Origin of the sequence: Mycobacteroides sp. CBMA 271 (assembly GCF_009729205.1) — a bacterium.
Lineage (GTDB): Bacteria > Actinomycetota > Actinomycetes > Mycobacteriales > Mycobacteriaceae > Mycobacterium.
This window is the reverse complement of record NZ_VTHB01000008.1, coordinates 13,250-35,257: the sequence shown is the minus strand read 5'-3', so window position 1 is coordinate 35,257 and position 22,008 is coordinate 13,250. Positions and strand designations below refer to the sequence as shown.

Sequence of the window (22,008 nt, the reverse complement as noted above, 5' to 3'; positions counted from 1 at the left end):
GTCGTGTCTAGTTTACGGGGCGGGGGTATTTCGCGTCGGTTGGGTGGCGGGCGCTCTCGCGCAGCAAATACAGACGTACTCGGCGTCAGGGGAAGAGGCGCTGACTAACGGTTGTCGGCGAACGCACGCAGCGATGCCACCTGCACCGGATCCAACGATGGGCGCACCGTGGCACGCGCGGTTTCGACATCGGCGACGGTCACGTCGGCGGCATCGATCGATCGACGCATCGCCGCCATCGCGGCCTCGCGCAACAACGCCGCGCAGTCCGCGGCCGAGAAGCCTTCGAGCTCGACGGCGAGGGCATCCAGATTCACATCGGCGTCCAGCGGCACTGACCTCGCGGCCGTCTTCAGAATCTCCTTGCGGGCTTGCGCATCCGGAGGCTCGACGAACACCAGCCGTTCCATCCGGCCGGGACGCAGCAGGGCCGGATCGATGAGCTCGGGCCGGTTGGTGGCGCCGAGCACCACCACATCGCGCAGCGGCTCCACCCCATCCAGCTCGGTGAGCAGGGCGGCCACGACTCTGTCGGTGACACCCGAGTCGAAGCTCTGCCCGCGTCGCGGGGCTAGCGCGTCCACCTCGTCGAGGAACACCAGCGAGGGTGCCGAATCGCGGGCCCGCCGGAAAAGGTCGCGCACGGCCTGTTCGGAGGCACCCACCCATTTGTCCATCAGCTCGGCGCCCTTGACGGCATGCACCGACAGCCGACCCGAACTGGCCAGCGCGCGCACGACAAATGTCTTCCCGCAGCCCGGCGGTCCGTACAGCAGCACCCCGCGGGGCGGGTCGACGCCCAGCCGCGCGAAGGTGTCGGGATGCTGCAATGGCCACAGAACTGCTTCTGTCAGCGCCTGTTTGGTGGACACCATGTCGCCGACGTCATCGAGGGTGATCGACCCGATGGCCACCTCTTCGGTACTGGACCGGGACAACGGCCGGATCACGGATAGTGCGCCGACCAGATCCTCCTGGCTCAGCGTTGGTGCGGTGGCCTTCTCGCTGGCGCGTGCGGCGGCCCGCAGTGCGGATTCGCGTACCAGCGCAGCCAGATCGGCCACCACGAAACCCGGTGTGCGTGATGCGATCTCATCGAGCTGCAAGTCTTGTGAGGGCACCTTGGCTAGCAGAACCTCCAGCAGCGCCTTGCGGGTGGCCGCGTCTGGCAGGCTCAGGCCCAGCTCGCGATCACACAGCTCGGGGGCGCGCAATCGCACGTCGATCGCGTCGGGGTGTGCAGTGGTCGCGATGAATGCCACCCCGGAAGTGGCTACCGCGGAACGTAACTCGGCGAGAATGAGCGTCGCCACGGGTTCGGCCGCGGCCGGCAGCAGTACGTCGACATCGGAGATGAGCAGCACTCCGCCCGATTGGCGGACGCGGCTCACCGCGCCGCGGATCGCGTTCAGGCGTCCATCTGCGGTGGTGGCGCCCACCTCCGGCCCGTCCAGCTCGACCACTGTGCGCGGTGCGCACACCGCACGCGCCAGCGTCGCCTTGCCGACACCGCCCGGCCCGGAAATTAGCACGCCCAGATTGGGCTGGGCACCAAGTGTTTTCAGCAGGTTGGGCTCGTCGAGGGCCAGTTTGAGCCACTCGGTGAGGCGCGCGGCCTGGGCCTGGGAGCCTTTGAGGTCCTCGACGGACACCGCAGCGGGGGGTTCCGGGGGTGGGGCCGCCTCGGCCACCGGGGTCGCCGTCTGCGGAGAGGGGGTCGCACCCTGCCAGCTCACCAACGAATTGGGCTGCACGCTGACCGGACCGGCCGGATCGACCGCGGTCACGGTCAGCAGCTCCGAGGTCCAGGTGATACCCACCGAGCGGGCGAGCGCACTCGTCGCTTCCGATGTCGATGTACCCGGCCCCAGATCTCGCGGCAGCAGCGACACGGTGTCGCCGATCGTCATCACCTTGCCCAGCAGGGCAAGCCGAAGCGTCGCGGACGAAACGGACTGCCTAGCGAGGGAAGATCCGCTCACGGTGATGGACCGCGCCCCGTGCACCGTCACCGGTGCGATGATGACCGACGCATCCTCACGCAGTCCGGCATTCGACAAGGTGACGTCGTCGAGCAGGGCAGTGCCGGTCGGCACCGAGCGCGGCGCGACTCCGACGACCGCCGCAGTCGTTCGCGAACCGGTCAGAGATATCGCATCCCATTCCCGGATGCCCAAGGCGGCAATCGCTTCCGGATGCAACCGGACGACACCGCGCCGCGAGTCGACGGCGGATGTGTTCAGCCGGGCAGTGAGCGTGAGCGAGCTCATGCGAACCTAGCGAGGTCTGCCGGGGCGTCGCAGCCCCATGCGTTCGGCCGTGCGCCGTTTCGGCAGCGCGGCCTGCCGGAAGGCGCGTCGCTGGTCCCGCCGCTGATCGCGGCGAAGGTCCCGGCGCTCCTTGGGTTTGGCGTCCCAGGACTCTGGCCGCGCGGCAACCCACCGCTGGCTGCGCCAGGCGAAGGGGATATGCGCCAGATACACGACAATCAGAACCAGCAGCAGCACATACGGATACTGCAGCAGCAAGGCCGCGGCCACCGTCACCAGCGCAAGCAGCAGTACCACCATGCGGGGCGGCACCGAGATGGATTTCATAGCGGCGGTGGGGATCTGACTGACGATGAGGACCGACACGAACACCATCCACGCGCAGACGCCCCACACATTGGTGGGCCACTCCTCGTCGGGGAATTGCAGATGTACGGCCAACGGCGCCAGCACCATCAACGCCCCTGCCGGGGAGGGCACGCCGACGAAGTACTCCTTGGTGAAGGCGGGCTGGGAATCGTCGTCGAGCAGGGTGTTGAAACGGGCCAGTCGCAGCACGATGCATACCGCGTAGAGCAGCGAAAAGACCCATGCCGTAGGGGTTTCCGACAGCATGGAGATGTACAGGACCACCGCGGGGGCGACACCGAAGTTCACCGCGTCGGCCAGCGAGTCGATCTCCGCGCCCATCCGGGACGTCGCGTCCAACAGTCGGGCGATCCTGCCGTCCAGCCCATCGAGGATCGCCGCCGCGGCGATCAACGTCAGCGAGATATATGGCTTTCCGTCGAATGCGAACTTGATCGACGAGAGGCCACCACAGATCGCCAGCACCGTCATCACACTCGGCAGGATCCGGATGTGGACGGGGGGCCTAGAGGCGTCAGATCGTGTCATGGATGAGCCTTTTGGGCGAAGACCGTGTCATGGATGAACCGCTTACGCGACAACCGTCGAGGCGGGCAGCTCGGCGAGCACCGTCTCGGCGCCGATGGTCCGTTGTCCCTTCTGGACAAGAATTTTCGAGCCCTCGGGCAGGTACGTGTCGACGCGGGAACCGAATCGGATCAGCCCGTAGGTATCGCCGATCGACAGCTGATCACCCACCTTGGCATGGCAGATGATGCGACGTGCGATGAGCCCCGCGATCTGCACCACCACCACATCGTGCCCGGTGCGGGTGCGGATCTGCACGCTATTGCGCTCATTGGCGACGCTCGCCTCGGCGCGATCGGCGGACAGGAACTGGCCGCTGCGGTGGATGACGGCGGTCGCCGTGCCGGCGACCGGGACACGCTGCACGTGCACGTCGAACACCGACAGGAAGACGCTGATGCGGGGGAGCGGTTCGGCGGGCAGTCCGAGCTCAGGCGGCGGCACCGCGCGGTCGACGAGGCAGATCTGGCCGTCGGCGGCGGCGACCACCACGTCGGCGCGGTTGGGTGGGATGCGTGCCGGATGCCGGAAGAACGCGGCACACGCGCCCGCGAGCGCCAGGCCGGTTCCGCGAATCCAGCGGTTCTTGAATCCAACACCGGCCAGTCCCAACCCGCCGGCGATGAACGGAAGACCTGCCGGATGGATCGGGGGGACGGTCGAGCGAAAGAGTTCGACGATATGCGGAACTCCTGATTCGGAGCCTGGGGTTCGAGGGCGTCTTGCCACCGGACCATCCTAGTGATGCAGTGGGCCGACCGGGGACACTGCAGCAGACACGGTGACCGGGATGCCATTGACCGCGGCATTCCCGCTAGATACGTCCACAAGCTTCCCCGGAGACAAGATGTCGCTATTGACCCCGGGATTGGCGGCGGCGAGCCCGTAGCGGCCGGCGTCATCGATGATCCGGGCCCTGGTTTCGTCGGTCATCAGGTCAGATTCCACACGCTGACGGTCGTTCCCGCGGCGAGTTCGGTGACCTCCTCGGGGATGTCCAGCAGGCAGTTCGACGCCGCCAGCCAGCGCAGATGATGGGACGCGGGCGGTCCGACGACGGTCACCGTGCCCTTGTCGGCGTCCCAGCACCCCCGCCGGAACTGCCGCTTACCGGCAGGGGTGGAGATCCCTTCGGTAAGCACGGCCTCGTGACGTTCCCTGGCCGGATTCAAACCCATTGCCGCTCTTAACGGCTCGCGAATGAATACCTCGAACGAGACCAGCGCGCTGACGGGGTTACCTGGGAGGGTGAGCACCGGTACGCCGTTGACCTGACCCGCCCCCTGCGGCTTACCGGGTTGCATGGCCACCGAGACGAACTGCACACCGGCGTCAGTGAGCGCATCCTTGACCACTTCGTACGCCCCGGCGCTCACCCCGCCGGTGGTGATCACCAGATCGGCCTGCGCACCGAATTCGTCCAGCACGGACAGGAATTGCTCGACATCGTCGGCGACGGTCGGCGCCACGACGGCGTCGGCCCCGGCTTCCTGGACGGCGGCGGCCAGCATGATCGCGTTGGATTCGTAGATCTGTCCCGGTTTGAGGTCGGTGCCAGGGGGAACCAGCTCGCTGCCGGTCGAGGCGATGACGACCCGCAGACGCGGATGCACGGTGAGCTCCTCCAGGCCCAGTGCCGCGGCAAGCCCCAGGGCCGGAGCCTTGAGGCGGGTGCCCGCGGCCAGCACCGTGACGCCGGCCTGCACGTCCTCGCCTGCGCACCGGATGTGTCGTCCGGCACGAGGTTCTTCGGTGATGGTCACGGTTTCGGTGCCGCCGTCGGTGGCCTCAACGGGTACTACCGCGGTGGCACCCGCGGGAACGGGGGCGCCCGTCATGATCCGATGCGCGGTGCCGGGCTTGAGCGTCAGCTCATCGGTGCGCCCGGCGGGGATGTCCTCGGTGACCGGCAGCGTCACCGGGTGCGCGGGGCTTGCCCCGGCCAGATCGGTATGGACGACGGCGTAACCGTCCATCGCGGAGTTGTCGAACACCGGCAGATTCAGCGGCGCGACGACGTCGGTGGCCAGGACCAGACGTTCGGCCGCGCCGACCGGTATCCGTACGGGTGCGGGAGCCTTTATCAGCTCGGCAACGACCTGTTGATGCTCTGCGACGGAACGCATCGGCCAACTCTATCCATGTGCCTAGTTGTCCGTCTTTGAGCGACGACCTGCCCTCGGCGTGCGCGTCCGGCGGTATGCCGGGAAAATAGCCTGATGACGGTCGGCGGAGTGCTCTTCGATATCGACGGGGTCCTGGTGACCTCGTGGGAGCCGATCGACGGCGCCGCACAGGCCCTCAAGGCGCTGCACGACGAAGATATTCGTCGTTGCTTCCTTACCAACACCACCTCGCGGACCCGAGTGCAGATCGCGGAGTTGCTCAGTGCCGCCGGGCTCTCGGTGCCCGCCGATGAGGTGATCACCGCCGCCATGCTGACCGCAGATCATGTGATCACGCACCACCCCGGCGCTCGGTGTTACCTGCTCAACGACGGCGATATCACCGCGGATATGCCGGGAGTCGATTTCGTCGAATCCCTCTCCGATGATCCCGACGTGATCATTTTGGGTGGGGCGGGTCCGCAGTTCGACCACGTCGCGCTGAGCCGGGTGTACGACCTGATGGCCCAGGGAATTTCGGTAGTGGCGATGCACCGCAACGCGGTGTGGAGCACCCGCGAGGGATTGCGGGTCGATACCGGTGTGTACCTGGCGGGCATGGAGCAGGTGTCGGGACACAAGGCCGTGGCGGTCGGTAAACCCGCCCCGGCGGGATTTCAGCTGGCCGCCGAGCGGATGGGCTGCGAGCCGGATCAAGTCGTGATGGTGGGAGACGACCTGCACGTCGACGTGCTGGCTGCACAGGTAGTGGGGATGACCGGTGTGCTGGTGCGGACCGGCAAGTTCCGCCAGGACACCCTCGACAGGTGGGCGGCCGACCAGTACGCGATGCAACCGGCATACGTGGTGGATTCCGTGGCCGATCTGCCTTCCCTTCTGTCGAAATTGTCGGGCCCATAGACCAGAATCGGCAGCATGATTGATCACTTCGGTATCAACTGTGCGGATCTGCCGGCCGCGGCCGCGTTCTACGACAAGGTGCTCGGGGTTCTCGGGTTCTCCCGGCAGATGGATTTCGGTGTCGCCATCGGGTACGGCGCCGAGGGCAAGCCCGATTTCTGGATCGGCGGTGATGGCAGCGATATGGGTTCCAATCGGGAAGTCCACGTTGCTTTTTCGGCCGCCAGTGCCCAGAAGGTCGACGAATTCTTCGCGACGGCCACCGGTGAGGGCGCCGAGGTGCTGCACGCGCCGCGGCTGTGGCCGGAGTATCACCCCGGGTATTACGGTGCATTCGTGCGCGACCCTGACGGCAACAACGTCGAGGCCGTGTTTCACGGGGCTGCGCCCGCCTAAGCGCCCGGCGTGACTATCGCCGTCGTCGGCGTGGTCGGAGCCGAACCCGCGAGAACGATGGGTGGCGGTGATGTCGTTGGCTCGGCGGCGGTCGACGGTGGGTGGGTGACAGGCGCTGCACCGTCTGGCGCCACAATGGGGGCCGACGCGGTGCCGTGCGGACCCGATATTGCCGAGTCCGTTTCCGAATCTCCGTCGGGGGGCCAATCCACGCTTGTCGGCGGCCAACTTTCGGCCCTATCGCCTCCGGCGGCTGCCGGAGGCGCACATCCCGCCGACGCACCGAAATCACCCGGGCTGCAGTTGTCGGCGCGTGCGACGGGCGCGTGCGACGTGCCCACGATCGTCGACACGACCGCCGCGGTGATGCACCGCGCGAGTACGTGGCGTTTCCGGGGAGTGCTCATAGCGAGAGAATGTCCCCGTACACGTTCACGCTGTCATCGGACTTGTCGGTATCGATCATCGCCGTGGTGAAGAACCGGATGGAGACCGGTCCGCCGCAGGCGTCCACTTTGACATGTGCGTCGTGAACCACGATTTCACCTGTACGTCCTTTGAGCGCCTTCTTGCCCAGCACGATGTTCTTGATCGTCCCGGGTAACAGATTGACCGAGATATCCCCGTTCACCTCCGCGTATGGGCCGATCATCGCGAGGACGTTGGTGCCCCCGGAGAAGCCGGGATTGACGCCCGCATCGGCGCCGACCTGCACACTTCCGCCCTCGCTGAGGTCGATCTGGCAGCCGAGCTGCAGACCCATGACGAGGGTGCCCGAGTTGACCGCGATGGTGCCGTTGGCATCAATGCTGGCGGCAGCCTTGCCGGAGACGAAGCCCTCGCGGGTGAACGCGGTCGCTGCCATGTTTGGCACCGAATTGACCGTCATCCGCGTCAATGAGGCACTCAGGTGCCAGCCGTCGTCGGTAACCGCGGATTGGGTCACGTCAGCGACCGGTAGCGGATCTGCCGCAGCCACCGCGACACGCACACAGGAAAGCGAAATAACAAGGGCAACAACAGAAGTGATTTTGCGCACGAACCCGCCTTACGTGGAATGGGTGGCCGAGCTCAGCTATCCGGCGACGAGCGTAAGCACCATGGCTGTGCGCCACCTGGTACCGAACACCGGGAGAACTGTGAATGCGCGGTGGGCAGTATCGCGAAACTCCGGCAGGATGAGCCCGTGACCTCGCACTGGACCACCGCCGATATCCCTGACCAGACCGGACGCGTTGCCATTGTCACCGGTGCCAATACCGGCCTGGGGCTGGAGACGGCCCGCGCATTGGCTGCCGCGGGTGCCCAGGTGGTGCTTGCGGTTCGCGATATGGACAAGGGCGCCGCCGCCATCGACGAGATCAAGAAGACCGCCCCGGCGGCCAACCTGGCGCTGCAGCGGCTCAACCTGTCGTCGCTGCCGGACATCACGTCCGCTGCCACGCAGCTGGGCGCCGATTACCCGCAGATCGATCTGCTCATCAACAACGCCGGAGTGATGTATCCGCCGAAGAGCAGCACCGCGGACGGGTTCGAGCTGCAGTTCGGCACCAACCACCTGGGGCATTACGCGCTCACCGGATTGCTGCTGGAGAACCTCACCGCGGTGCGCGGCTCGCGCGTGGTCACCGTCAGCAGCAACGGCCATAAGTTCCGGGCTGCAATACATTTCGACGATCTACAGTGGGATCGTAGCTATGACCGGGTGGGGGCCTATGCACAGTCCAAGCTGGCCAACCTGCTCTTCACGTACGAGCTGCAGCGCCGGCTGGTGGCGGCCGGCGCCGAGACGGTGGCGCTGGCGGCCCACCCCGGCTTCTCGAACACGGAGCTGGCCCGGCACCTGACGTTCCTGCCCGAGAGTGTCACTTCCGCCGGTATGTCGATCCTGGGACAAGGTGCCGATCGCGGAGCGCTGCCGACGCTACGCGCCGCCGCCGACCCCACGTCGGCGGGCGGCCAGTATTACGGGCCGGGCGGTATCGGAGAGTTCCGCGGGTATCCCAAGGTGGTCAAGTCAAGCAAGCAGTCACACGATGAGGCTCTGCAACAACGGCTTTGGTCCGTCTCGGAGGAGTTGACCGGAGTGCGGTTTCCCGTCTAGATAAGCGACGCAAAGCGGGTAAGCGACTCAGTGAGCGCGTGAGTCGCGTCCTGATGTATTGCCGTGCCGACAACCCCCACCATCCTCAGACCGACGAAGTCGGCACCCAGGGTGAGCACTGTCGAGTCACCGTCAGGCCTTACCGTCAGCGTGAATGTAATCTCCGTGCCGGCTATGCCCGAGCCACTGAACACGAGTTTCTCGAACGGACGGTACTCGTTAACCGTCAGCGAGATCGTCCTGACCATCCCCATGACATTCACTGCGGCGGAGACTACGGCGCCTTCCGTGATCTCGGTCGAGAATTTGCTGCCACAGTTGGTGACGATCCGGTTCCATTCGCTCCACCTGCTGAAGTCGACGGCGAAGTTCCACACCCTCTCGCACGGTGCATTGATTCTCGATTCGGCGAATGCTGATGGCATGGAGGGATCTACTTTCTTATTCGTCTCCTGATCCGAAACGATCGATTGATCCATCGTGAGTGACATTTGTTCGCTCGCAATCTGTTTCTGTTTGTGTAAGTCGAGGCCAATACGTGCTATTGCCAGTCGACGGGAGACATGAGGAGTGCTGCTGTGGGGAGAATAGGTTTCTGATGGCTACGTGCTCGTGGCGCCGAATCGGAATGGGGCCCTGAGTCTCGCTAGGGGATTTGTTCGGGACGCCCGGGTTTCGGATTCCTGGGCGACGATCTCGACTCGTTAGAATTTGGTGCTCGCCGACATCACTGGTGGCGATACCGCCCAGGCAACGGAAGTAGCGCTATTTTTGGGCTGTAATTCCCGCGGCTGCGAATTGCCCCGTGGGGCGCCGACCTAAAGCCTTCTTGTCAATTCGCTGATCGCCCATGGGCTGCTGTACGCGAAATATGATCTACCGCGAGCGATGACACCCATGTTCTACCCCTGTCCTGACGTGTTGTCGTTGATCCTAGGGTCTAGCAATCTCCGGGGGAGTGACAGAAACTCCCGATCTTCTTGACCTAAACGTCCAAAGCGAACCGATGTGCAGAGGGGCGGACTGCTACGTTCGGGGCGTGCACACTGCCGACGGCACACGAGATGACCCGCAAGATGCGGTAGTTGATTCGAAGAATCTCCACGACTGGTCCGCGACGTTGGTTCCGACTCGGCGCGTGGAGGCCATGTTGGCGCTGGCGGCGCGAGAACGCTGGGACATGGTCCGTGTTCTGCGAGATGCCGGAGTCGATCCACAACCGCTCATCGATGGCCGTGCACGAATGAACTACGACCAGTTCACCACGGTGGTTCGGTTGCTATGGGGACAGACTGACGATGAGCTGGCCGGTTTGGGGCCAGGGCCCATGCCGCGAGGAACGACTCGGCTGATCGGCTGCGCGGTGTTCTCTGCCTCGTCAGACGTCGAAGCGATGATCGCGCGTTTCGAGATCTTGCGTGGCGCGGTACCTGGATTTCCCCCCGTCCATATTGAGCGCACAGCCGACGAGTTGGAGATCAGATTCGACATCGGTGACGTGGATAAGCCCGTCGAGCTCCTTGTGGACCTAATACTCATGTCGATCCTCCGGCTCGCGGAATGGGGCATCGGCCGCAAGGTTCCGGTGCACCGAGTCGAGGTCCCGTACCTTCAACCCGAGGACGTCGACGACTACGAGCTGCTGTTCGGTGCTCCAGTGAGGTTCGGGGCACCACTGCCCACCTTGGTGTTGGATGCTGCGCTGCTGTCTGCTCCGGTGGTCCGGACCGAGGCTGATTTTGACGACTTCATCTCCCAATCACCAGAAGATGTGCTGTTCCGTAGACGTGGATACGAGGTCTCCACGGCAGAGCAGGTTCGCCGGATGACGGAGCAGGGAATCGGAGGGCAGTGGCCAACGACCTCCGCGATGGCCATGCGCCTGGGAGTCAGTGCTCAGACCCTTCGCCGCAGATTGCGCGAAGAGGGCTCCTCGGTTCGGGTGATCCGGGACGAGGTTCTGCGCGACGCGGCCATCGCCAGTCTTTCTCGCGGTGACGAGAAGATCGCGGTCTTGTCCGAGCGGCTGGGGTTCTCCGAACCGAGCGCGTTCAACCGCGCGTTTCGCCGCTGGACAGGAAGCGCGCCCAGCGCGTACCGCTCGTACCAGCAGCGGTAATGCGCACTCTGAACGGCGAAGAGGCTACTTAGGGGAGTCGGGCGACTGGCCGATGATGAGCGGGACGACTGCGCGCCGAACGAAGTTCCTTACATCGTCCTCGGATGTCATAGCGGGACCGATGTCTGGAAACACCACCATGGAATGGAGCAGTCTGAGGACCACACTCGCGAGGTCAGCGTCGTCGACGACCGATCCACGACCGCTGGCGCGAGAGGTTTTGAGTATGTCCACGATGGGTTCTGCACCCGACGTCAACCACATCGCGCTCCGCTGTGAAAGATCGTCTAGCGCCTCGCCTCTGCCGACCTCCATCGCCTTCACGAGCACTGGGTGTGATCGAAAGGTCATCACCATCGACACGAATGCTTGTTCCAACTTGGCCGCGGGATCATCGATCCCCACGAGACTTTCCTCTATCTGTGCCGCCATCCGCAGACCCGCCAGTGTCAATGCCGCGTCACGGACCTCCATCGCACCGCCGATGGTGCGGTAGACGGTGACCCGATCCACGCCCGCGCGGCGGGCGACGTCGGCCATTGACGTCTTCATGAATCCGACGGCCGCGAACTGTTCTAGCGCAGCATCGAGGATGGCCGCGATGCGCGGCTCAGGGGGGGACACCAAGCCAGTCTATGGGCGGGTTGGTGCCCCTCCTGGTTGCCCTCCAGCGCATGTTTTCGCAGGTAGAACGATGCAACAACATATGTTGCGCTGTTGCATTGACACTGATACAGTGCAACCACATTTGTAGAACTGTTACATTTCGGTTTCTGGGAGGGGTGCAATCGTGTTGATGGGCTGCTCTTTCATCATTAGAGATCAAATGTGAATTGAGTACCCGGGCGGAAACTTGGCTCGAAGTTGTGGGCAAGTCGGCGATTGGGACTATTCCATCCTGATATGGATCAAGCGCGGCAATTCACGGAGTCTCTGCATTTACGATTTCATCTAATTCCACGATCAGGAGGGGCCGCTGCGGCACGAGATTGACCTATGTACTGCATGGTGGATACCGATTACAAGAATGGGTTCTTATGAGTCTTGAGAAGAGAGAATTTGACGTCCGCACTGGCGCCTCGCGCAGCGGGATGAAGATTCTGGGTTGGGGCCTTGGCGTGACACTGGCCATTGCGACGGCTGGGGTGTCACACGCTGACCCCCAGGTAATGCCGTTCAAGCAGCAACAGTTTGTTACTGCCGATGGGTGGGTTGTCGATGTCACCCTGTCGAACGAGATTATCGACCATATTGACAACCTCGCTGGGGCATCGAACTCCTGGCAAGCTCGAATAAGCCTACGGGCTGAAGCCAACATAACCGGTACGGGATCAAGCCCTATTCAGGATGGCCAGCTGGAATCCGGATACTTTGTCGGGTGCCGCACCGACTCCTCGCCTGGCGTCGAGCTGGGAGGCGGGATCGCCGGTGGAGCCGGCCTCTACGAAGTCGGCGGCGGCCAGGGAGGATTCCCCAGTGGCGGCACGGGAGCAGGCGCGATCGGAGCTTCGCAGAACGTCGGAATTGGCGGCTCGATTCGCGTGCTCCTCAAGCCCGGCGGCCTCGCTCAAGTACCGCTGGATCGGATCAACCTTCGGGACACGAGTGTGGTTTCTGAATTCAACAATCAGAATCTTGAAGCCGACGGATGCGGTGGTCAGGTCAAGATCCAGTCGTACGCGACCATCAAGATCCGCACCAAGCGCGGCAACAACACTCAGACCATCTACGGCGACCCTAAGGACCTCTGATGAACAACAGGAAGAACAGTAGTCGTCTGGTTGCACGGACAGCATTTGTTGCTGCTGTAGGCGTCGGCATCGGCGGACTGATGGTGCCGGCTTCTGCCGATCCGATTGGCCCGTCACCCACTCCCGGTGACAACACGGCGCCGATTGTTGTCGTGGCGACGCCCGGTACCGCCGGTCAGCCGACTCTGGTCATCTCGCCTCCGACGGACGCCCAACCGACCGATCCGGCACGGGTCAATCCAATCGGTGGCGCGCGCATCGCCTCGTCTGTGCCCGTCGGGCTCGGGCCGGGTAATGGCAAGCCGCTGTTGGAAAGTCAGCCGCGCTTGCAGGCCACGGTGCCTCCTTTTGCGAGGAACGGCATCTTTGTCAAGACCGGAGTGCCGGGAAAGGACCTCACTGTCCATCTTCCTGACGAGATGTTGCTGAGCCCGGCCGAGTGGGGCCCCAACGGGGTGGCCACCTACAGCACCAGCAATGACGAGTATTCCGTTGTCCCGCTGCCCGATGGCGGTGTTGACTTCTCGATTCGGAAGAAGACCTCCTACAGCCCGAACGCGTATCAGTTCTTCCTGAAGTTGCCGGCAGGAACGCACTGGGAACAGCAGGGATCCACGACCGTCATCAAGTCGAATGATGAAGGCCCACAAAAGCCATCGGTTCCGATTGGTACGTTCTCGGCCCCGGCGGCCAAGAACAAGAACGGCACGCCGCTGGCGGTGACGACAAGTGTGTCTCCGCTGTCGGAACTGATCCTCGATATCGATGCTCAGCAGACGGATAACCCCATCGAGGTCAACTTCTCGTACCACCCCAGCTGAGACTCCGAATCGGGGATTCGGTATCTGGAGATAGATGGGGTGCGTCGGGGGACATACACCGTCTGACTCCAGATTCGGAATCGAGAGGTAGCGCAGTCGATACTCATCGGTCGATTGCGTTACCTCTCTCGGGTTCGAAGAGCTTGGGTGCGAAAGGAGTACGGGGCATGCGGTATCGGCAGAATTACGGTTGCGCACTCATTGTTGGCGTCTCGTTGTTGTGCCCGGGTGTCGGTGCCGCTGATCCTGCGGACCTCAGTCCCTGTAACGGGGATTCGATATTCGATAGTCCGTCGTGCTATCTACAGTCCTCGGACGGGTTGAGCAATCGCTTTGAAAAGACGAGTGCGCCCGCGCCTGAGGGGCAATCGACAGCGGTGCGAGTCCTGGATGCGACGGGCGCGGTGCGGCAAACCATCGTCGAACCTTATAAAGGATTGGGCTCTGCGCCGATAGTGCTGCGAGATCTCGATCAAGACGGCCGCGAAGAGCTTCTCGTGGCGCTCGATTCCCGCCAACGTTATGTGCGGTGGGCAATTTGGCGTGCGCAGCAGCCCTCGCCTACATACTCACGCGTTGGTGAGGTAGTTGGGGAGGCCTATAGCGCCGAACCCAATGTGGTAATGGTGCGCGCTGGTAGCGACATCTCGTTTCTCGATTTCGATGCGGGAGCCTTGCGGCCCATTGCGGAAGCTGCCATCAACGGAGATGGACATTGCTCCTTGGCGGCGCACTCCGGCATCAGCAGGCTGGGTCTACAGCCCGCTGATGCCGAGAAGCGTCTATGTGAGGTCGCGCTTCGATAGCTGGGTGAGTAAGTGAGTGCGCTATGGATGACAAAGTGTCTGGTCGGCCGGTTCCTACCTGCGCGAGCAGGGCGGGATGCCGGAACGTCATGGATCTGAACAGGCAGATTGATCTGGAGATGGCAGACGACGGGACCGAAGGGCGATCACACGAAATAGTTGTCGTGGTCGATGAACCACTGCGTCCGCTGTTCATCGGTCATATCGGCTAGCTCGCCAAAGCCTTCGAAGTATCTATGGCGGGGTGCACCGGGTGCGAACAGCATGAGCATGGAAGCTGCTTCGCCCGAGTCATTTTGGAATGAGTGGAGCCCGCCGGGCGGGACGAACAAGAAGTCTCCCGACGTCGCGTCCACCCAGTCTTTTCCGTTGTAGAGCCGCCAGGATCCGGACAGCACGAAGAACGCCTCCGACATCGCCTTGTGGAAATGTGTAGCCGCGCCAAAGCCTTTCACCGGGCCGGCGTCGATTCGGTAGAGGCCGTAGTCGCCCGCGGTCGACTGTTGCGTGGCGAGGTAGTGGTACCGAACGACGTCGCCGTCACCGGGGGCGTAGTCGGGTGGATCGGTGGCCGGCGTGAACGTCGCACTGATCTCGCCGGTCTCGCCGTGATATCGCGGTTCGGGATATCCAGAAACGATCAGGGACATGCGATCCACGCTACGCGGGTTGGCGCTCCCGTTGAAGGCGTGGATTAGTCAATCCTCGGGCCACAATTTCGCCGCGAACATGAACAACCCCCAACTGAAACCAGCGCCGAAATCCTGCCCATTCCATACGTACGTGTGCTCCCGGTACGCGGGTAGATGGTCGTCGAACAGTGGGCACTCATGAGCCGGACCTACGGGACCGAAGCGCTTCGCGAATTCGGCGACGTCCATGCTCCAGGTGGGCAGATCTCGTGGGGAAATGACATCAACACAGCGACCCCTGACATGCCGATACCCGACTGTATTGACTTCCCCTGCAACAGCTTCAAAATCGAACTCGGACCAAAGGATGCTGGAAAATGTCACGGAGGTAGGGCCGTCGATCCCCAAGAACTTCTGTAGATCTGGCACGAACGTGGATTCGCTCTGAAACGCCGCCGCAGCCCGGTCGTGTAGCCGTTGACCCTCGTCGCCAGACAGTCCATGTTCGGACAGCTTGGACTCAAGCTCGTGGCTCTTTTGGCACATCTTCAGCCTGAGCTTCATAGTCATGAGCACGTAGACCTCGAACGCGAGAACGGCGGGCACGCTGTCGAGCCGTTTCGTTCGGGGCAGCCTGAACCGCATGCGTTCAGTATCCAGGGACGGCGACGGTGCGCCTAGAACTCCCGGTGCAGGGTGCGCACGGCGTCGATGCGTTCCTTGAGTTGATCGCGGGTGGCTGCCGCGATCGGCGGGCCGCCGCAGCGTCGACGCAGCTCGTTGTGAATCCAGCCGTGCGGCTTACCCGACTTGAAATGGGTGGCCGACACCAGCGCGTTGAGCTCGCGTCGCAGCTCGCGCAGCTGTCCGTGCGTCGAGGTGATCTCCGGTGGGACCTCGCCGGAGGCGGTGCGCTTAGTGAGTTGCTCTTCCTGCCTGCGCCGCAACAGATCTCGCATCTGGTTCGGATCGAGCAGGCCCGGAATGCCGAGGTACTCGGCCTCCTCCTCGCTGCCAGCGGGGGTCGCGGTGCCGAAGGATGCGCCGTCGAAGATCACCTGATCCAGCTCGGCGCTCGCACTCAGCGATTCGAAGCCCTTTTCTTCGTCGCTGGGCTCGCTGCGCTTGCGCTCCACCGGCTCCTCATCGCCCATCGGTTCGCGATGCGGCTTACCGAGCACGTGGTTGCGCTGCTCCTCGAGGAGGCTGGCGAGCTCCAGCAGCGTCGGCAACGAGGGCAGGAAGATGCTCGCCGTCTCACCGGGGGCGCGCGAGCGCACGTAGCGTCCGATCGCCTGAGCGAAGAACAGCGGCGTCGAGGCATTCGTGGCGTAGACGCCGACCGCCAGGCGGGGCACGTCGACACCTTCGGACACCATGCGCACCGCCACCAGCCACTCGCTGCCGTCGGCCGCGAACTGGGAGATGCGGTCCGAGGATTTCGGGTCGTCCGAGAGCACCACGGTGGGTTCTCTGCCGGTGATCGTGGTCAGCAGCTTCGCGTAGGCGCGCGCGGCCTTCTGATCGGAGGCGATGATCATGGCCCCGGCATCGCTCATGCCGCCGTTGCGTTTCTGCAGCAGCCGCGCGTGCGCGGCGCGCAGCACCGCGGGGATCCACTCGCCGCTCGGATCCAAAGTGGTGCGCCAGGCGCGCGCGGTCTGCTCGGCACTCAATGGTTCACCGAGCCGGGCGGCGTGTTCCTCGCCGGCGCTGTCGCGCCAGCGGGCCTCACCGGAGTACGCCATGAAGACCACGGGACGGACCACCCCGTCGGCCAACGCCTCGGAGTAGCCGTAGGTGTGGTCGGCCTGTGAGCGTTGGTATCCGGCGCCGTCGGGCTCGTAGTTGATGAACGGGATGGGACTGTCGTCGCTGCGGAACGGGGTTCCGGTCAGCGAGAGGCGCCGGGTGGCGTCGTCGAATGCCTCGCGGACCGCCTCGCCCCAGCTCTTGGCGTCGCCGGCGTGATGGATCTCGTCGAAGATGACCAGGGTGCGGTGGTTCTCGGTACGGACTCGGTGCCGGGTCGGATGGCTGGCGATCTGTGCGTAGGTGACCACGACGCCGTGGTACTCCGAGGAGGTCTGCGAATCGGAGTTGCTGAACCTGGGATCCAGGGAAAGCCCGAAGGATGTCGCCGCCTGCGCCCACTGCACCTTGAGGTGTTCGGTGGGCACCACGACGGTGATTTTGTCGACGGTGCCGTCGGCGAGCAGCTCGGTAGCAATGCGCAGGGCAAATCTTGTTTTGCCTGATCCCGGGGTTGCGACGGCCAGGAAATCGCGGGGTTTGGCGGCCAAGTACCGCACCAAAGCCCTACGTTGCCAGCCCCGCAATGTGTGGGTGCTGGGCGCCTCTACAGCCCGCACCCTGTAACTCCTATCTGACTGGACTGCAGACTAGCGCAACGGATTACGGGAGTGCACTTCGGCGGGCGTGGCGGGCGCCGCGTGTCGTGCCGTGGGTGTGGCAGTCCACGCGGCGCCCCTCACCTCACTTGACCGGGAAGATCACGTCAGTGAGGTCTTCAGATACCGACCACAGGCGACGCTGCAAATCGAGGTCATAGGACTGCTCGCTCGATGCGACGACCTTGGGATTACCGCGTTGCTCCATGATTCCGTCCGGACCGTAGTACTGGCCACCCAGAGCGGCCGGATCTGTGGCGGCGCGCAGCGTGGGCAGGGCGCCCATGTCTGCTCCCTGGGTCAGCAGGGGCGCCACCACGTCGAACACAGCCCTGACCCACAGCGGGGAGTTGCGTGCCAGTTCGGTGTTAGATCCGCCGGGGTGCGCCGCCAGCGCGACAGTATTGGTGCCTGCCAGGCGCCGCTGAAGTTCGTAGGTGAACAGCAGATTGGCGAGCTTGGACTGGCCATAGGCCTTTACTCGGTCGTATTCGCGCTCCCATTGCAGGTCGTCAAAGTGGATCGCTGCACGCAGGCGGTGTCCGATGCTGGAGACGGTGACGACGCGAGATCCCTCGACAGGAAGGAGGCGTTCCAGCAGCAGGCCGGTAAAGGCGTAGTGGCCCAGGTGGTTGGTGCCGAACTGCAGCTCAAAACCGTCGGCGGTGGTGGACTTGTCCGTCCACATGACGCCGGCGTTGTTGATCAGCAGGTCGATCCGGTCGTACCGCGATTTCAGCTCATCGCTGGCACGTCGGACGGACTCCAGCGAGGACAGGTCCAGCGACTGCAGTACGACGTCGGAGTTCGCGTGGGTCGCGACGATCTCGTCGGCCGCGGCCTTGCCCTTCTCGGCATTGCGCACCGCGAGCACGACGTGGGCGCCGCGCCCAGCCAGTGCCTTGGCGGTTTCCAGACCGAGGCCGGTGTTGGCGCCGGTGATGACCGCGACGCGGCCGGTCTGGTCGGGGATATCGGTGGTGTTCCACTCGCTCATGGGAAGTCCTTGGGTAGTCTGTCAGTAACCGGGGCGGTTACTCCGCTTATGACTATACGGAACGTGCGCCCCGTTTTGTCAATGCCTGAAGGAGTGCGAGATGGATCAGCCCGCCCGACCCTTGCGAGCCGACGCCGCTCGCAACCGCGCGCGGGTCCTGGAAGTCGCCTATCAGACATTCGCCGAGGAGGGCCTCGGTGTCCCGATCGACGAGATTGCACGGCGCGCCGGGGTGGGTGCCGGCACGGTCTACCGGCACTTCCCGGCCAAGGAGGATCTGTACCGCGCGGTCGCCGAGGATCGCATGGGCACCGTGATCGGGCAGGGGCGCGAGCTTCTCGAATCGGTCGATCCCGGAGATGCGCTCTTCGAGTTCCTGCGGTCGATGGTCTCGTGGGGCGGAACAGATCAGGGTCTGGTCGACGCGTTATCCGGTGCGGGTATTGACGTCCAGGCACTCATTCCGCATGTCGAGGATTCGTTCTATGCGCTCCTTGGCGACCTGCTGCGTGCGGCACAGAAGGCCGGTACCGCACGGTCGGACGTTGGCGTGCACGAAGTGAAGACGCTCCTGGTCGGATGTCAGGCCATGCAGAGCTACAACAAAGAGGTCTCGCCGTTGGTGACCGATGTTGTTTTCGACGGGTTGCGCCCACGCAAGTAGCCCGTGCGAGTTTGCGATCGCTACCCTGATCACCAGGGAGGCAGCAAATGCTAGTGCGTCGTTGGATGGCTGTGTTGGCCGCGCCGGTGTTGGTGGCCGGGTGCTCGCTGTTCGGATCGCCTCAGCGCGACGACTGGCGTGCCAAGACGGATATGGACTCCGCTGAGCTTGCTCTGCGCGCGGCGTTGCGCACCATTGATCCGTGCGGATTTGTCGATGCGAAAGCGGTCCAGACGAAGATTCCGCGGGCCATTTCGTATGGGTACACCGAAGGTTTTGACCGATGCACCTTGCAGCTGGGAGCCTTCGCCGGTGATTTTCCCAGTGATGTGTCAGCGACCATAGGTTTTGATCTGTCGCCAGCGCCCGGGCAGATCGTCGAACAACCCATCGACTCATTCGACGTCAACGGGATCATGATCGCGCACGTGTTGGGGCCGACGAGCAACCGCGGGTGGTGTCGCTACGTCTTCAACCTGGGTGCAGGCGATCTTCCGGGTGGGGCAGCCCGAGGTGATGCCGCCGATCTGATGAGGCGGGTCCGGGTCACCGTGGTGGCCAGCCTCTCCAAAGATCCCGGACCAGGTAGACCTGTTTACCCGTGCGACGAAGCCATAGCGATCGCTAGCGGCGCGGCGCGGATCAGGTCGGAACGTCTGCCCCTGCGATCCGGTTCAGCTCCCAGCCCGATCGGTCAGGATCCGTGTTCGTTGCTCGCTGATCTGCGAGGGTTCGCAAGCTACCGGCCGGGCGGCGGCTCCATGTACGTAGATCTGTACAGCTGCTACTTCAGCCAGGGGGCGCCGGAGGACCGAAAGGCAGGCGGCATCCTGGTGGAACTGCGTCCGGTGAGCCCCGACGAGCCGGACCGCTCCGAGTACGGCAACGAGAGACATGCGGTCACCGAGCGGCGCGATGGCGTCGAATTGCACGTCAGCACCATTACGAGCAAGTACGACAAGCCGTCCTGCGAGGTCTTTGTGTTCCTGGGCAAGGAGTATCTGCCGACGTACTTCGCGCCACCCGAGGCTGCGCGTCCCGAGGATGTTCGTGTACCCGGCGCCATGCTGCGAGGGATGTCCTGTGATGAGGACAAAGCGGTCGCGGTGGCGGCGGGTCAGCGGTTCGCCGGCTAGGAGTCGCGCCGTAGGCGCCTGACGACCGCCGCTATCCAGGGCAGCGTCGCGACGCCGCCCAGCACCAGGAGCCACGGTGCTCGCCACCACCAATGCAGGGGGTGCGGAGCGGCGGAAACGTCCGCGGTGAGGAGCCGCGCCGTTGACGACCACACCACGAACGCGTCGCCGATCGGCACCACACCGAAGGCATATCGCTTGGTTCCGGGCAGAGTGACCGGCACACCCACCAGCTCGCCCTCGGCGCCGATCGCAGCGGCCAGCTCGGCATCACCGTTTACGCGGGCCGCACCCATCGCGACCACGGTCGCCGACAGGCTGATTCCGGCGATCAGGGGCCCGGAATCGACATCGCCGTGTCCGTCGACGCCCTGCCGATACTCCCGTATCGCGGGCCCGAATCCGCCCGGGTAGGCAACGAATTGACGCCGGTAGGCAACGTATTGACTGTGAGTGAACGAGCGGTCGATCTCGGGCAGGAATCGTTGGATCATGGTCTGTGACGTCGCGCGCGACCCCTCAATGAGCGAACCGTCAAACGGCGAAACCTCATGGGGGAGAAGACTTGTCGTCGGGTCAAGGTATCCGGGGACGGCGCCTAGCCACCGATCGATCACCGCGCCAAAACGGTCGCCCAACAGATGGTCGTGTAGTCGCAGCGCGGCCATAGCCACTGTCGAGTCGACAGGCCACGACCGTCCCGGATACGCCGACAGGAATGGGCTGTCGGAGGCCGTGAACGCCCGGGCGATCTCCTCGCTGCGCGTCGTGAACAGCTGCCGCTCGGCGCTGTCGGTGCCGTCGAGGGTAAGGATCGAGCCCCGCAACCAGGTGGTCCAACCTGCCCAGAACACGCCGTATGTCGGACGTAGCGTGGAGTCGAAGGCGGCCTTGCCCTCGGCCGACTCTGCGCGTGCCAATGCCCACCGGGCCTCGTGCAGGGCCTGATCGCGCAGTTCCGGGTCGGTGTGCGCGGTCTGAACCCAGGCAAGCCCATAGAGCACGTTGGTGAAGAAGAACCCCTCCGGAAACTGTTGCTGCGCAGCCGAGTCGGCATGGGCATCGAGCGATTCGCGGACAAAGGCCAGCTGCCGCACCGTCGAACCGGACTGCTCGGTGATCCCGGGCTGCGGCCAGAGGAACTGTGTCGCGGCGAGCGCGCACAGCAGCGTCACGGCGATCCCGAGGCTGCGCGGTATCCATCGGAGCTTCCTCACCGATTTCACCGAGCGCGGTCCCGGAAGAGTGAGGCAACCAACAGCATCCACGCCGCGCAACCGACGAGGAATGCCGTCACGGTGCTCCAGACGCAGAACGTGTCGATGAGACTGCGGTGGTATTCGCGGTCGATCCAGCCGCTGGCGAATTTCTCGTTGGTCACGGTCTTGCCGGCCAACGCCGCCAGGATGGACGGGTACCCGCTTTCGGCATCGTCGTCGGAGAAGGTCAGCCCGAGTACGAACAGCGTCACCCACACCGTGACCTGCGCCCATGCCTCGACAGCGGTCAGGTCGCGGTGCGCATAGGCCAGCGCCGTCGTCACCGAAAGGCAGACCAGCAGCACCGGTCCACCTACAAACATCAAGAAAATCGTCATGAGTCCGGCCGTGTCGTAGCCGAGATAAGCGAGCAGCCACTTGCCGTAGGCGGCCCAGGCGATGGCCAGCAGGTTCATCGGAATCATCAACCGATAGACCACCCCGCGAATCCCCTCCACGCGATAAATGTACGAGGCCGGCCCGCGCGCGTTCGGCCATCTCGTCAATGCTGTGGTCGGCAATGAACTTCGCCGGACTTGGTCGAATTCGCCGCTGTTCGGGCCGCCGTCGATACCTGACACGGTCACATCCACCCTGCCGTGGCCCCGACGTCGTGTTTGTTGGCCTGCTGACCACCCGATCGCCCTTGCACTCGCCATGCCCGAGTGCTAAAAAGGGGA

At 64.0% G+C, this 22,008-nt stretch carries 24 protein-coding genes; 8 read left to right on the top strand and 16 right to left on the bottom strand.

The window, feature by feature from the left end:
* Nucleotides 1–104 precede the first annotated feature (104 nt).
* From FZI91_RS20150 to glp, 5 genes are read right to left on the bottom strand one after another with little or no spacing between them, the layout of a single operon-like run.
* The gene (locus FZI91_RS20150) at nt 105–2,270 is read right to left on the bottom strand and encodes an AAA family ATPase (protein WP_155940913.1); all 2,166 of its coding nucleotides are present in this window, start codon (nt 2,268–2,270) and stop codon (nt 105–107) included.
* A 6-nt stretch (nt 2,271–2,276) separates the two neighbouring features.
* A complete protein-coding gene (gene pssA / locus FZI91_RS20145; protein WP_155940912.1) occupies nt 2,277–3,167 on the bottom strand; it encodes a CDP-diacylglycerol--serine O-phosphatidyltransferase in 891 nt (296 codons plus the stop codon).
* 42 nt (nt 3,168–3,209) lie between these two features.
* Complete coding sequence (locus tag FZI91_RS20140) at nt 3,210–3,935, bottom strand: phosphatidylserine decarboxylase (protein ID WP_162525916.1); 726 nt, start codon at nt 3,933–3,935, stop codon at nt 3,210–3,212.
* A 9-nt stretch (nt 3,936–3,944) separates the two neighbouring features.
* Nucleotides 3,945–4,139 carry a hypothetical protein gene (locus tag FZI91_RS20135; RefSeq protein WP_155940911.1) on the bottom strand — a complete coding sequence of 65 codons (195 nt, stop codon included), beginning with the start codon at nt 4,137–4,139 and terminating at the stop codon, nt 3,945–3,947.
* Entirely contained in the window at nt 4,139–5,332 is a 1,194-nt protein-coding gene (gene glp, locus FZI91_RS20130; RefSeq protein WP_155940910.1) for a gephyrin-like molybdotransferase Glp, read from the bottom strand. Before glp ends, FZI91_RS20135 begins: the two co-directional genes overlap by 1 nt.
* A gap of 93 nt (nt 5,333–5,425) precedes the next feature.
* Here glp and FZI91_RS20125 point away from each other — a divergent pair, with 93 nt between their 5' ends.
* Both FZI91_RS20125 and FZI91_RS20120 read left to right on the top strand, forming a co-directional pair.
* On the top strand, nt 5,426–6,232 hold the full coding sequence (locus FZI91_RS20125) for an HAD-IIA family hydrolase (protein ID WP_155940909.1): 807 nt from the start codon (nt 5,426–5,428) through the stop codon (nt 6,230–6,232).
* A 15-nt stretch (nt 6,233–6,247) separates the two neighbouring features.
* Entirely contained in the window at nt 6,248–6,628 is a 381-nt protein-coding gene (locus tag FZI91_RS20120) for a VOC family protein (RefSeq protein WP_155940908.1), read from the top strand.
* Here the strand turns inward: FZI91_RS20120 and FZI91_RS20115 are convergent.
* Both FZI91_RS20115 and FZI91_RS20110 read right to left on the bottom strand, forming a co-directional pair.
* The gene (locus tag FZI91_RS20115) at nt 6,625–7,035 is read right to left on the bottom strand and encodes a hypothetical protein (RefSeq protein WP_155940907.1); all 411 of its coding nucleotides are present in this window, start codon (nt 7,033–7,035) and stop codon (nt 6,625–6,627) included. The genes FZI91_RS20120 and FZI91_RS20115 overlap by 4 nt on opposite strands.
* Nucleotides 7,032–7,619, bottom strand: coding sequence for an MspA family porin (locus FZI91_RS20110; RefSeq protein WP_162525917.1), 588 nt, complete (start codon nt 7,617–7,619; stop codon nt 7,032–7,034). Before FZI91_RS20110 ends, FZI91_RS20115 begins: the two co-directional genes overlap by 4 nt.
* A 195-nt stretch (nt 7,620–7,814) precedes the next feature.
* Between FZI91_RS20110 and FZI91_RS20105 the strand changes: the two genes are divergently transcribed.
* Nucleotides 7,815–8,732, top strand: coding sequence for an SDR family NAD(P)-dependent oxidoreductase (locus FZI91_RS20105; protein ID WP_162525918.1), 918 nt, complete (start codon nt 7,815–7,817; stop codon nt 8,730–8,732).
* Here FZI91_RS20105 and FZI91_RS20100 read toward each other — a convergent pair.
* Nucleotides 8,729–9,211 (bottom strand): SRPBCC family protein, encoded by a 483-nt coding sequence (locus tag FZI91_RS20100; RefSeq protein ID WP_162525919.1) that lies wholly within the window; start codon nt 9,209–9,211, stop codon nt 8,729–8,731. The genes FZI91_RS20105 and FZI91_RS20100 overlap by 4 nt on opposite strands.
* Nucleotides 9,212–9,771: 560 nt before the next feature.
* On the opposite strand from FZI91_RS20100, the gene FZI91_RS20095 reads away from it, so the two are divergent.
* Nucleotides 9,772–10,851, top strand: a complete 1,080-nt coding sequence (locus FZI91_RS20095) for an AraC family transcriptional regulator (RefSeq protein WP_162525920.1) — start codon at nt 9,772–9,774, stop codon at nt 10,849–10,851.
* A 24-nt stretch (nt 10,852–10,875) separates the two neighbouring features.
* Here the strand turns inward: FZI91_RS20095 and FZI91_RS20090 are convergent, their stop codons facing one another.
* Nucleotides 10,876–11,475 carry a TetR/AcrR family transcriptional regulator gene (locus FZI91_RS20090; RefSeq protein WP_162525921.1) on the bottom strand — a complete coding sequence of 200 codons (600 nt, stop codon included), beginning with the start codon at nt 11,473–11,475 and terminating at the stop codon, nt 10,876–10,878.
* A gap of 413 nt (nt 11,476–11,888) precedes the next feature.
* Here FZI91_RS20090 and FZI91_RS20085 point away from each other — a divergent pair, with 413 nt between their 5' ends.
* A complete protein-coding gene (locus tag FZI91_RS20085; protein WP_375234355.1) occupies nt 11,889–12,602 on the top strand; it encodes an MspA family porin in 714 nt (237 codons plus the stop codon).
* On the top strand, nt 12,602–13,423 hold the full coding sequence (locus tag FZI91_RS20080; protein WP_155940902.1) for a hypothetical protein: 822 nt from the start codon (nt 12,602–12,604) through the stop codon (nt 13,421–13,423). The genes FZI91_RS20085 and FZI91_RS20080 overlap by 1 nt, the downstream gene beginning before the upstream one ends.
* 569 nt (nt 13,424–13,992) lie before the next feature.
* Here the strand turns inward: FZI91_RS20080 and FZI91_RS23765 are convergent.
* From FZI91_RS23765 to FZI91_RS20055, 5 genes are all read right to left on the bottom strand, one after another.
* Entirely contained in the window at nt 13,993–14,139 is a 147-nt protein-coding gene (locus FZI91_RS23765) for a hypothetical protein (protein WP_162525922.1), read from the bottom strand.
* Between the two features lie 236 nt (nt 14,140–14,375).
* Nucleotides 14,376–14,879, bottom strand: a complete 504-nt coding sequence (locus FZI91_RS20070) for a cupin domain-containing protein (protein ID WP_155940900.1) — start codon at nt 14,877–14,879, stop codon at nt 14,376–14,378.
* 48 nt (nt 14,880–14,927) lie between these two features.
* A complete protein-coding gene (locus tag FZI91_RS20065) occupies nt 14,928–15,506 on the bottom strand; it encodes a hypothetical protein (RefSeq protein ID WP_155940899.1) in 579 nt (192 codons plus the stop codon).
* Between the two features lie 32 nt (nt 15,507–15,538).
* A complete protein-coding gene (locus FZI91_RS20060) occupies nt 15,539–17,233 on the bottom strand; it encodes a DEAD/DEAH box helicase (protein ID WP_162525923.1) in 1,695 nt (564 codons plus the stop codon).
* A 124-nt stretch (nt 17,234–17,357) separates the two neighbouring features.
* Nucleotides 17,358–18,269 (bottom strand): SDR family NAD(P)-dependent oxidoreductase, encoded by a 912-nt coding sequence (locus FZI91_RS20055; RefSeq protein ID WP_155940898.1) that lies wholly within the window; start codon nt 18,267–18,269, stop codon nt 17,358–17,360.
* A gap of 100 nt (nt 18,270–18,369) precedes the next feature.
* Between FZI91_RS20055 and FZI91_RS20050 the strand changes: the two genes are divergently transcribed.
* The gene (locus FZI91_RS20050; RefSeq protein ID WP_155940897.1) at nt 18,370–18,933 is read left to right on the top strand and encodes a TetR/AcrR family transcriptional regulator; all 564 of its coding nucleotides are present in this window, start codon (nt 18,370–18,372) and stop codon (nt 18,931–18,933) included.
* A gap of 47 nt (nt 18,934–18,980) precedes the next feature.
* Nucleotides 18,981–20,069 (top strand): hypothetical protein, encoded by a 1,089-nt coding sequence (locus FZI91_RS20045; RefSeq protein ID WP_155940896.1) that lies wholly within the window; start codon nt 18,981–18,983, stop codon nt 20,067–20,069.
* Here the strand turns inward: FZI91_RS20045 and FZI91_RS20040 are convergent.
* Together FZI91_RS20040 and FZI91_RS20035 are read right to left on the bottom strand one after the other, a co-directional pair.
* Nucleotides 20,066–21,286 (bottom strand): hypothetical protein, encoded by a 1,221-nt coding sequence (locus FZI91_RS20040; RefSeq protein WP_155940895.1) that lies wholly within the window; start codon nt 21,284–21,286, stop codon nt 20,066–20,068. The two genes, FZI91_RS20045 and FZI91_RS20040, sit on opposite strands and share 4 nt — an antisense overlap.
* A 5-nt stretch (nt 21,287–21,291) precedes the next feature.
* Nucleotides 21,292–21,786, bottom strand: a complete 495-nt coding sequence (locus FZI91_RS20035; protein ID WP_155940894.1) for a hypothetical protein — start codon at nt 21,784–21,786, stop codon at nt 21,292–21,294.
* Nucleotides 21,787–22,008 lie beyond the last annotated feature (222 nt).